Source organism: Bacillus atrophaeus, assembly GCF_001584335.1.
In the GTDB taxonomy this organism is placed as follows: Bacteria; Bacillota; Bacilli; order Bacillales; family Bacillaceae; genus Bacillus; species Bacillus atrophaeus.
In genome coordinates this window covers 51,704-62,052 of sequence record NZ_LSBB01000005.1, presented here as the reverse complement: position 1 = coordinate 62,052, position 10,349 = coordinate 51,704, and the positions used below count along the sequence as shown (strand labels likewise).

The window sequence follows — 10,349 nt, the reverse complement described above, 5'->3', positions numbered from 1 at the left end:
GACTTAACCACACTTTTGAATTAGTGCTTACGCGTTATCTAGTTTTGAGAGAACACTCTCAAATTGTTTGGTGGCGATAGCGAAGAGGTCACACCCGTTCCCATACCGAACACGGTAGTTAAGCTCTTCAGCGCCGATGGTAGTCGGGGGCTTCCCCCTGTGAGAGTAGGACGCCGCCAAGCAATTGCACGTCAGTGCAGATATGGAGGATTAGCTCAGCTGGGAGAGCATCTGCCTTACAAGCAGAGGGTCGGCGGTTCGAGCCCGTCATCCTCCACCATTCTTGGATATACATAATGTTTTGTATCTTTGACATATCGAGCCGGTGTAGCTCAATTGGTAGAGCAACTGACTTGTAATCAGTAGGTTGGGGGTTCAAGTCCTCTTGCCGGCACCACTTTTATATGGTATAATACTTAAGTCTCTTTTAAAAAGAGCCATTAGCTCAGTTGGTAGAGCATCTGACTTTTAATCAGAGGGTCGAAGGTTCGAGTCCTTCATGGCTCACCATTTTCATGCGGGTGTGGCGGAATTGGCAGACGCGCTAGACTTAGGATCTAGTGTCTTATGACGTGGGGGTTCAAGTCCCTTCACCCGCATTATATAGGATGACAGTTGTTAATCAGTTGGACATCCTGTCTGCGGAAGTAGTTCAGTGGTAGAACATCACCTTGCCAAGGTGGGGGTCGCGGGTTCGAATCCCGTCTTCCGCTCCAACTATACCATCCACGCCGGGGTGGTGGAATTGGCAGACACACAGGACTTAAAATCCTGCGGTAGGTGACTACCGTGCCGGTTCAAGTCCGGCCCTCGGCATTTAAAATGTTGCGCCCGTAGCTCAATTGGATAGAGCGTTTGACTACGGATCAAAAGGTTAGGGGTTCGACTCCTCTCGGGCGCGCCATTATATATTAAGATCGGGAAGTAGCTCAGCTTGGTAGAGCACTTGGTTTGGGACCAAGGGGTCGCAGGTTCGAATCCTGTCTTCCCGACCATTTCTCGGGGCCTTAGCTCAGCTGGGAGAGCGCCTGCCTTGCACGCAGGAGGTCAGCGGTTCGATCCCGCTAGGCTCCACTTGATTTTAATAAAAGTTTTGGCGGTGTAGCTCAGCTGGCTAGAGCGTACGGTTCATACCCGTGAGGTCGGGGGTTCGATCCCCTCCGCCGCTACCAAAGGACCTTTAGCTCAGTTGGTTAGAGCAGACGGCTCATAACCGTCCGGTCGTAGGTTCGAGTCCTACAAGGTCCACCACTATACGGAGGAATACCCAAGTCTGGCTGAAGGGATCGGTCTTGAAAACCGACAGGGGTGTCAAAGCCCGCGGGGGTTCGAATCCCTCTTCCTCCGCCATACATATTTCTTCAAACTTAATATTTTTTATATCATCGCGGGGTGGAGCAGTTCGGTAGCTCGTCGGGCTCATAACCCGAAGGTCGCAGGTTCAAATCCTGCCCCCGCAACCAATTTTTAAAATCAGTACTCAGAACAGAGTACATTAAAATGGTCCGGTAGTTCAGTTGGTTAGAATGCCTGCCTGTCACGCAGGAGGTCGCGGGTTCGAGTCCCGTCCGGACCGCCATTTTTAAATAGTTTGGCTCGGTAGCTCAGTTGGTAGAGCAACGGACTGAAAATCCGTGTGTCGGCGGTTCGATTCCGTCCCGAGCCACCTTTTACAATTTTATATATTTTGGCGGTTGTGGCGAAGTGGTTAACGCACCAGATTGTGGCTCTGGCACTCGTGGGTTCGATTCCCATCAATCGCCCCAAATAAAAATGCGGGTGTAGTTTAGTGGTAAAACCTCAGCCTTCCAAGCTGATGTCGTGGGTTCGATTCCCATCACCCGCTCCATTTTTGTATCGTCATGGGCCTGTAGCTCAGCTGGTTAGAGCGCACGCCTGATAAGCGTGAGGTCGATGGTTCGAGTCCATTCAGGCCCACCATGACCCATTTATTTTATTCCACAGTAGCTCAGTGGTAGAGCTATCGGCTGTTAACCGATCGGTCGCAGGTTCGAGTCCTGCCTGTGGAGCCATATGGAGAAGTACTCAAGTGGCTGAAGAGGCGCCCCTGCTAAGGGTGTAGGTCGTGTAAGCGGCGCGAGGGTTCAAATCCCTCCTTCTCCGCCATATAAAGGCCCGTTGGTCAAGCGGTTAAGACACCGCCCTTTCACGGCGGTAACACGGGTTCGAATCCCGTACGGGTCATCCTGAAAACCTTGCATATCCTGCAAGGTTTTTTTGTTATCGTAAGAAAGTTTAGGCAGTTTTATGATATACATGATTATGACAAAAATCCCTATATTCTTCGCGCCATTTCAGAAAATGCAGTTTTATGTCAATAACTATAAGCGCTTACAATAGAGGGCTTTTTTTTATTTCTTCGAATAAATAATATAAATGAAAACTATGATGACAGAAAGGATGATTATATGACCGATGCCAGCCCAACAGCACATGATGTTTATCTTTTTCATGAAGGCTGTCTGTTTCAAAGCTATCAACTGTTTGGTGCGCATTATCAAGAGCTGAATGGAGAAAAAGGATTTAGATTTTGTGTTTGGGCGCCTCATGCGTTGGATGTACGAGTGGCTGGCGATTTTAATAACTGGTCAGGTAAGATCCATGCCATGGACAAAGTAAATGATCAGGGAATTTGGAGTTTGTTTATTTCAGATATGGCAGAGGGAGAGCGATATAAGTATGAAATTGTGACAGAGAGCGGAGATATTCAACTAAAATCAGATCCATACGCTTTCTATTCTGAAGTCAGGCCCAATACCGCCTCCATTACTTATGATCTAACAGGCTATACATGGCATGATCAGAAATGGATGAAAAAGCTGAAAGCAAAGCCCATTTATGAGAAACCAGTCTTTATATATGAGCTACATCTTGGGTCGTGGAAAAAACACTCCGACGGAAGGCTCTATTCTTATCAAGAATTAACTGATTCTCTTATCCCATATGTAAAAGAACACGGCTTTACCCATATCGAGCTTATGCCGGTAATTGAGCATCCGTATGACCGCTCTTGGGGTTATCAGGGAACCGGATATTTCAGTCCGACAAGCCGGTTCGGCACACCGCATGATTTGATGAATTTTATAGACCAATGCCACCAGCAACATATAGGCGTGATTCTGGATTGGGTGCCGGGCCACTTTTGTAAGGATTCACATGGACTGTATATGTTTGATGGAAAGCCGGTTTATGAATATCAAGAAGCGCATGACAGAGAGAACTGGGTTTGGGGCACCGCTAATTTTGATTTAGGGAAATCTGAAGTTCATAGTTTTTTAATATCTAACGCGTTGTACTGGGCGGAGATCTATCATATAGATGGATTCAGGGTCGATGCTGTGGCGAACCTGCTGTATTGGCCAAATCAGGAGGAGCGTCATGAAAACCCATATGCCATAGGATTTTTAAAAAAGTTGAATCAAAAGATGAATGAGGCTTACCCGCATGTGTTGATGATTGCGGAGGATTCTACAGATTGGCCTGATGTGACACGTCCTGCGCAGGAGGGGGGGCTTGGCTTTCATTTTAAGTGGAACATGGGATGGATGAACGATATATTGAAATATACGGAGGCGCCGCCTGGCCAAAGGAAAAGCCTGCATCAGCTTGTTTCGTTTTCTTTGCTTTATGCCTTCAGGGAGCATTATATTTTACCGTTTTCTCACGATGAAGTGGTTTACGGAAAGAAGTCTCTTCTAAACAAAATGCCCGGTGATTATTGGCAAAAATTTGCCCAATATCGGCTGCTTCTCGGCTATTTCACAGTCCATCCCGGAAAAAAGCTATTATTTATGGGCGGTGAATTTGCCCAATTCGATGAATGGAAAGATACAGAGCAGCTAGATTGGTTTTTAGACACCTTCCCCATGCATCAAAAAGCCAGAGTATTTACCCAAGATCTTCTTCGCTTTTATCAAAAAAGTAAAATCCTTTACGAAAATGACCATCGTGGCTCATCTTTTGAATGGATTGATGTTCATAATGATGAACAATCAATCTTTTCTTTTATTCGGTACGGCAAACGGAGTGGTGAGGCACTAATTATTGTTTGTAATTTTACTCCTGAGGTCTATCATCAGTTTGATGTAGGCGTTCCTTTTTATACCGATTACATCGAAGTATTGAACAGTGACAATAAGAGGTACGGAGGTTCCGGCCAAATCAATGGAAAGCCCTTGCAGTCGAGGAAAGGAACTCTGCATCAGAAACCTTGTAATGTAACAATGACCGTCCCCCCTTACGGTATTTCTATCATGCGGGCCGTAAAAAGAAGAGGAGAGATCAAGTGATGAAAAAACAATGTGTGGCTATGCTCCTCGCCGGCGGGAAAGGCAGCCGTCTGCATTCTTTGACAAAAAGTATGGCAAAGCCGGCTGTTTCATTTGGCGGAAAATACAGGATTATTGATTTTACATTAAGCAATTGCTCTAATTCAGGAATTGATACGGTCGGCATTTTAACACAATATCAGCCGCTTGAGCTGAATTCATATATAGGTATCGGCAGCGCCTGGGACCTTGACAGGCATAATGGTGGAGTAACCGTTTTGCCGCCTTACGCTGAGTCATCTGAAGTCAAATGGTACAAAGGGACGGCAAGCGCGATTTATGAAAATCTCAATTATCTCAATCAGTATGATCCGGAGTATGTGCTGATTTTATCAGGTGATCACATTTATAAGATGGATTACGGGAAAATGCTCGATTTTCATATTAAAAAGAATGCGGATGCCACGATTTCTGTTATTGAGGTGGGGTGGGATGAAGCCAGCCGCTTTGGCATTATGAAGACAAATGGGGCAGGAGACATTACCCACTTTGATGAAAAGCCTAAGATTCCTAAAAGCAATCTTGCTTCAATGGGAATCTATATTTTTAATTGGCCGCTATTGAAAAGCTATCTGGAAATGGATGACTGCAACCAGTATTCAAGCCATGATTTTGGAAAGGATATCATACCTCTTTTACTCGAAGACAAAAGAAAGCTCTCCGCCTATCCGTTTAAAGGGTACTGGAAGGATGTCGGGACTGTTCAGAGTCTGTGGGAGGCCAATATGGATTTATTAACTGGAGAATCGGATTTAAAGCTGTTTGATCGAGATTGGAAAATCTATTCTGTTAATCCTAATCAGCCTCCGCAATATATCTCGGCAGAAGCGTGTGTACATGAGTCGCTGGTCAATGAAGGATGCGCCGTTTATGGAGATATTTCTCATTCCGTTCTTTTTCAAGGCGTAACGGTCGGGAGGCATTCACAAATTAATCGGTCGGTTATTATGCCGGATGTGACGATCGGCGAGAATGTCATTATCGAGAATGCCATTGTGCCCAGAGGCTTTACACTGCCGGATGGGGCAGTGATAAGATCAAATAATAATGGAGAGGCGCTGCTCGTTACAGAAGAATTTGTTGAAAGGGAATTGATCTAAAGCTGAAGAGGGGGCAACGGCAGTTGATAAATAACCAAATATTGGGTGTTATAGATGAAACCACATATAAGCATTCTCTTCAGGATTTAGCCGCGCAAAGATCGCTGGGCGCCATTCCTTTTGCGGGGAGGTACCGATTGATTGATTTTATGCTGTCTAATATGGTGAATGCGGACATTAGGAGTGTAGCGATATTTCCAAAGTATCGCTATCGTTCTCTGATGGATCACCTTGGAGCCGGCAAGGAATGGGATTTGCACCGGAAAAAAGACGGTTTGTTCTTTTTTCCGTCGCCTCATCTGCATCATGAGTACGATGAATTCGGCTCATTCCGGCAGTTTTCCGATCATCTTGATTATTTTCATCGAAGCTCGCAGCAGTATGCTGTCATTACAAACAGCCATACCGTTTGTAACATCCAATTTAAATATGTGCTGAAAAGGCATCAGGAGGCGGGCTGTGATATTACGGAGGTATATCAGGACGGACAATCGCTGCAGATCTATCTCATGTCTTCTAAGCTCTTGAAAGACCTTATTTACGGGCATGCCGAAAAAGGTTATAAGACGATTCAGGAAGCTGTGGAAAAAGAGTCTTCAACATTGACGGTCTGTCCTTATGAATATTCCGGATACGCCGCGGTTATTGATTCGGTGGAGAAGTATTATCTTCATAGCATGCAGCTCATTCAGCCGAGTTTTTGGCAGCAGGTCTTTTTGCCGCAGCTGCCGATCTATACGAAGGTGAAGGATGAGCCTCCGACCAAATACGGAAAACACAGCGCTGTCAGAAACTCTCTCGTTGCCAATGGCTGCGTTCTTGAAGGCGAAGTCGAGAATTGTATCCTGTTTCGGGGGGTTCATGTCGGTAAAGGAACGAAGCTGAAAAATTGCATTATTATGCAAAAAACACAAATAGGTGAAGATTGTGTATTGGACCAGGTTATTTCTGATAAAGACGTGAGAATCGGCAACACGACTGAAGCTGCCGGAACAATTAAACAGCCTCTCGTCTTAAAAAAAGGTCTTGTGCAAGGAGAGCTGATGAATTCTTGAAGGTGTTATTTGCTGTTTCAGAATGTACGCCATTTGTAAAATCAGGAGGTCTTGCTGATGTGGCCGGAGCGCTGCCGAAAGAGCTGGCGCGTCTCGGAAACGATATAGCCGTCATGCTGCCCAAATACAGCCAAATTCCAAGCAAGTGGAAAAACAATATGAAAAAAATAGCCGAATGCACGGTGGCCGTTGGCTGGCGGCAGCAATATTGCGGCATTGAACATCTCGTTGAAGATGATGTGAATTATTACTTTATTGACAATGAATATTACTTTAAAAGAGACGGCTTGTACGGCCATTTTGACGATGGCGAACGATTTGCTTTTTTCTCAAGGGCCGTTTTGGAGGCAGCCCTCGTTTTGAAATTTCAGGCAGATATTGTCCACACACATGATTGGCATACTGCCATGGTCAACTATCTGCTGAAGGAGGAATATCGAAATAATCGTTTTTATGAACAGATGAAAAGTGTGTTCACCATCCATAATCTCCAATTTCAAGGCATGTTTCCGCCTGACGTCACACATGATTTACTAGGCCTTGATATGGACCATTTTCATTATGAGAGATTAGAATGCAATGGATTTGTTAATTTTATGAAAGCGGGTATTATCGCAGCTGACCATATCACAACAGTCAGCCCGACATACAGAAATGAAATCCTGACGCCTTATTACGGTGAGCGGCTTGAGCGTGTTTTGCAATATAGAGAAGCTGATTTGACCGGGATTCTCAATGGAATTGATGAGGTATTTTATCAGCCGAAGCATGACCCGTATATTGAAGCGCATTACGACTCAAAGCGTTTATCAGGAAAGGAAATAAATAAAACAAAGCTTAGGCAGAGAATGGGGCTTCCCGAAACGGAGAACGTTCCTTTAATCAGTATGGTGACGAGGCTTACGAAGCAAAAGGGGCTTGACCTTGTTCGCCGGATTTTGCATGAAGTGCTTGAGGAACATGATGTTCAGTTTATAGTGCTCGGGACAGGAGAACGGGAATTTGAGGATTATTTTCGGTATGCAGAGTTTGCTTTTCATGACAAATGCCGGGCGTATATCGGATTTGATGAGGCGCTCGCCCATCATATTTATGCAGGCTCAGATATGTTCCTCATGCCGTCTAAGTTTGAGCCGTGCGGTTTAGGGCAGTTGATCGCACTGCAGTACGGGACCATTCCGATTGTTAGAGAAACAGGCGGGCTGCATGACACCGTCAGTTCATACCGTGAGGAAGAGAATAAGGGAAACGGCTTTACTTTCTCAGCCTTTAATGCCCATGATTTGAAATTTACGATAAGCAGAGCGATTTCTTTTTATCATCAAAAGGATGAATGGAAGAGCATCATGAAAAACGCAATGAATGCAGATTACAGCTGGAGCAGGTCAGCGAAACAATACCAGCGCATTTTCGAGCTTTTGACAAGGAGTGGACGGGATGTTCTCGAGTAAAGAACGCTTTGCGGCCTTATTTTTGCAGCGTCTTGAAATGACGTGCGGAAAAAGTTTTAAAGATTCGACCAAGCTGGATCAATATAAGACACTGGGCATTATGGTCAGAGAATATATCAGTTCTAACTGGATACAGACAAATGAAAAGAGCAGGTCGAACTCCGGGAAACAAACGTATTATCTTTCGATTGAATTTCTTCTCGGCCAGCTGCTTGACCAGAACTTAATTAATCTTGGCGTGCGGGATGTGGCGGAGGCGGGGCTGAAAGAGATCGGCATCAGCTTGCAGGAGGTGCTCGATATAGAGACGGACGCCGGGCTGGGAAATGGCGGGCTGGGAAGGCTTGCTGCCTGTTTTTTAGATTCACTTGCGTCATTAAATTTGCCGGGGCACGGAATGGGAATCCGCTATAAGCATGGTTTATTCGAACAAAAGATCGTTGACGGACATCAGGTGGAGCTGCCGGAGCAATGGCTGAAAAACGGGAATGTGTGGGAAGTGAGAAATGCTGATCAATCAGTTGATGTGCCGTTTTGGGGGCAAGTGAATGTATCTGATCAGAATGGGCGTCTGACTTTTCGCCATGAGCATGCCACGCTGATTACCGCTGTGCCGTACGATATTCCGGTTATCGGCTATGACACCGGCACCGTTAACACCTTAAGGCTTTGGAATGCCGAGCCGTACATCCATCATCATGAAACGGATATTTTATCATATAAGCGGGAAACGGAGGCTGTCTCTGAGTTTTTATATCCTGATGACACACATGATGAAGGAAAAATATTACGGCTTAAACAGCAATATTTTTTAGTGTGCGCGAGCGTCAAAAGCATTGTGAACAGCTACCGGAAAACGCATAAATCACTATACGGCCTTCATAAAAAGGTGAGCATTCATATTAATGATACACATCCCGCTCTGGCCGTTCCCGAGCTGATGCGCATTTTACTTGATGAGGAAAAAATGAGCTGGGAGGAAGCCTGGCACATTACGGTACATACGATTTCTTATACGAATCATACAACGCTATCGGAAGCGCTTGAAAAATGGCCGATTCATTTGTTTAAGCCTCTTCTTCCGCGTATGTATATGATTATAGAAGAGATCAATGAGCGATTTTGCCGCTCTGTATGGGAGCAGTATCCGGGGGATTGGAAAAGGATAGAGAATGCTGCGATTACCGCCCACGGTGTTGTGAAAATGGCCCATCTGGCAATTGTGGGCAGTTACAGCGTAAATGGCGTTGCGAAGATTCACTCGGATATTTTGAAGGAAAGAGAAATGAAAGGCTTCCACATTCTGTTTCCGAAAAAGTTTAACAACAAAACAAATGGAATTACACACAGAAGGTGGCTGTTAAAAGCAAATCCGGATTTATCGGCAATGATTTCGGATTCTATCGGAGAAAGATGGATTAAGCAGCCGGAAGCTTTAATCGATTTGAAATCATTTGCCTATGATGCGGCCTTTATTGAGCAATTTCAATTGATTAAAGAAAAGAAAAAACAAGAGCTTGCCGATATCATTTTTTGCACGTCAGGGGTGGTTGTGAATCCCGAAAGCATTTTTGATGTCCAGGTGAAACGGCTCCATGCGTATAAACGGCAGCTATTAAATGTTCTTCATATTATGTATCTGTATAACAGGCTGAAAGAGGATTCAGGCTTTTCGATACATCCTCAAACCTTTATATTCGGCGCAAAGGCTTCACCAAGCTACTATTATGCAAAGAAAATCATTAAGCTGATTCATTCTGTCGCGGATAAAGTCAATTATGACCCGGCAATCCGCGGCCTGATCAAGGTCGTTTTTTTAGAAAATTACAGGGTATCTCTGGCTGAACGGATATTTCCGGCCTCAGATGTAAGTGAACAAATTTCCACGGCAAGCAAGGAAGCCTCCGGTACGGGAAATATGAAGTTTATGATGAATGGCGCGCTGACGATCGGGACGCATGATGGCGCAAATATTGAAATTCTCGAAAGGGTGGGGCCGGATTGTATTTACACGTTCGGTCTTAAGGCGGACGAAGTGCTGTCTTATTATGAAAACGGCGGATACAGATCGAGAGAATATTATCAGCACGACCGAAGGATCAGGCAGGTAGCCGATCAGCTGATCAATGGTTTTTTTGAAGGTGAAGCTGATGAATTTGAATCTATTTATGATTCGCTTTTGCCTCATAATGATGAGTATTTTGTGTTAAAAGACTTTTCTTCTTACTTAGATGCACAGGAAAGGATTCAATCTGATTATCGCGATCGGCGCAAGTGGTCTGAGCGGTCTATTGAAAATATAGCCCATTCCGGATATTTTTCTAGCGATCGAACCATCCGGGAGTATGCGGAAGATATTTGGGGAATTAAACCGATGGAATAAAGCCGCTTGAT

General features: G+C 44.9%; 5 protein-coding genes, 21 tRNA genes and 1 rRNA gene. All 27 read left to right on the top strand.

The window, feature by feature from the left end; all coding sequences use genetic code 11:
* Positions 1 to 66: 66 nt before the first annotated feature.
* Positions 67 to 182 (top strand): 5S ribosomal RNA (gene rrf / locus AXI57_RS07555).
* Between the two features lie 22 nt (positions 183 to 204).
* Positions 205 to 280, top strand: a tRNA-Val gene (locus AXI57_RS07550).
* 41 nt (positions 281 to 321) lie between these two features.
* Positions 322 to 397, top strand: a tRNA-Thr gene (locus tag AXI57_RS07545).
* A gap of 37 nt (positions 398 to 434) precedes the next feature.
* Positions 435 to 510 (top strand) — tRNA-Lys (locus AXI57_RS07540).
* A gap of 7 nt (positions 511 to 517) precedes the next feature.
* Positions 518 to 599: transfer RNA gene (locus AXI57_RS07535), tRNA-Leu, on the top strand.
* A gap of 42 nt (positions 600 to 641) precedes the next feature.
* Positions 642 to 716: transfer RNA gene (locus tag AXI57_RS07530), tRNA-Gly, on the top strand.
* A 14-nt stretch (positions 717 to 730) separates the two neighbouring features.
* Positions 731 to 816 (top strand) — tRNA-Leu (locus tag AXI57_RS07525).
* An 11-nt stretch (positions 817 to 827) separates the two neighbouring features.
* Positions 828 to 904: transfer RNA gene (locus tag AXI57_RS07520), tRNA-Arg, on the top strand.
* Between the two features lie 14 nt (positions 905 to 918).
* A tRNA-Pro gene (locus AXI57_RS07515) sits at positions 919 to 995 on the top strand.
* 6 nt (positions 996 to 1,001) lie between these two features.
* Positions 1,002 to 1,074 (top strand) — tRNA-Ala (locus AXI57_RS07510).
* 21 nt (positions 1,075 to 1,095) lie between these two features.
* Positions 1,096 to 1,172 (top strand) — tRNA-Met (locus AXI57_RS07505).
* A gap of 2 nt (positions 1,173 to 1,174) precedes the next feature.
* Positions 1,175 to 1,251 (top strand) — tRNA-Ile (locus AXI57_RS07500).
* A 6-nt stretch (positions 1,252 to 1,257) separates the two neighbouring features.
* A tRNA-Ser gene (locus tag AXI57_RS07495) sits at positions 1,258 to 1,350 on the top strand.
* 36 nt (positions 1,351 to 1,386) lie between these two features.
* Positions 1,387 to 1,463 (top strand) — tRNA-Met (locus tag AXI57_RS07490).
* 39 nt (positions 1,464 to 1,502) lie between these two features.
* Positions 1,503 to 1,579: transfer RNA gene (locus tag AXI57_RS07485), tRNA-Asp, on the top strand.
* Positions 1,580 to 1,593: 14 nt separating this feature from the next.
* Positions 1,594 to 1,666: transfer RNA gene (locus AXI57_RS07480), tRNA-Phe, on the top strand.
* Between the two features lie 24 nt (positions 1,667 to 1,690).
* Positions 1,691 to 1,766, top strand: a tRNA-His gene (locus AXI57_RS07475).
* A gap of 9 nt (positions 1,767 to 1,775) precedes the next feature.
* Positions 1,776 to 1,849, top strand: a tRNA-Gly gene (locus tag AXI57_RS07470).
* A gap of 15 nt (positions 1,850 to 1,864) precedes the next feature.
* Positions 1,865 to 1,941: transfer RNA gene (locus AXI57_RS07465), tRNA-Ile, on the top strand.
* A 17-nt stretch (positions 1,942 to 1,958) separates the two neighbouring features.
* Positions 1,959 to 2,033, top strand: a tRNA-Asn gene (locus tag AXI57_RS07460).
* 3 nt (positions 2,034 to 2,036) lie between these two features.
* Positions 2,037 to 2,127 (top strand) — tRNA-Ser (locus AXI57_RS07455).
* Positions 2,128 to 2,133: 6 nt separating this feature from the next.
* Positions 2,134 to 2,205 (top strand) — tRNA-Glu (locus tag AXI57_RS07450).
* A 224-nt stretch (positions 2,206 to 2,429) separates the two neighbouring features.
* Positions 2,430 to 4,310, top strand: coding sequence for a 1,4-alpha-glucan branching enzyme (glgB, locus tag AXI57_RS07445; protein WP_061669736.1), 1,881 nt, complete (start codon positions 2,430 to 2,432; stop codon positions 4,308 to 4,310).
* Positions 4,310 to 5,449 (top strand): glucose-1-phosphate adenylyltransferase, encoded by a 1,140-nt coding sequence (locus tag AXI57_RS07440; protein ID WP_061669734.1) that lies wholly within the window; start codon positions 4,310 to 4,312, stop codon positions 5,447 to 5,449. The genes glgB and AXI57_RS07440 overlap by 1 nt, the downstream gene beginning before the upstream one ends.
* Positions 5,450 to 5,472: 23 nt before the next feature.
* On the top strand, positions 5,473 to 6,504 hold the full coding sequence (glgD, locus tag AXI57_RS07435) for a glucose-1-phosphate adenylyltransferase subunit GlgD (protein ID WP_061669732.1): 1,032 nt from the start codon (positions 5,473 to 5,475) through the stop codon (positions 6,502 to 6,504).
* Positions 6,501 to 7,955 (top strand): glycogen synthase GlgA, encoded by a 1,455-nt coding sequence (gene glgA / locus AXI57_RS07430; RefSeq protein ID WP_061669730.1) that lies wholly within the window; start codon positions 6,501 to 6,503, stop codon positions 7,953 to 7,955. Before glgD ends, glgA begins: the two co-directional genes overlap by 4 nt.
* Positions 7,942 to 10,338, top strand: a complete 2,397-nt coding sequence (gene glgP / locus AXI57_RS07425) for a glycogen phosphorylase GlgP (protein WP_061669728.1) — start codon at positions 7,942 to 7,944, stop codon at positions 10,336 to 10,338. Before glgA ends, glgP begins: the two co-directional genes overlap by 14 nt.
* The last annotated feature ends 11 nt before the right edge of the window (positions 10,339 to 10,349 follow it).

Excerpts from the sequence above, each read along its gene's own strand:
- glgP (WP_061669728.1), top strand. The coding sequence starts at position 7,942 with ATGTTCTCGAGTAAAGAACGCTTTGCGGCCTTATTTTTGCAGCGTCTT.
- glgB (WP_061669736.1), top strand. The coding sequence starts at position 2,430 with ATGACCGATGCCAGCCCAACAGCACATGATGTTTATCTTTTTCATGAA.
- AXI57_RS07440 (WP_061669734.1), top strand. The coding sequence starts at position 4,310 with ATGAAAAAACAATGTGTGGCTATGCTCCTCGCCGGCGGGAAAGGCAGC.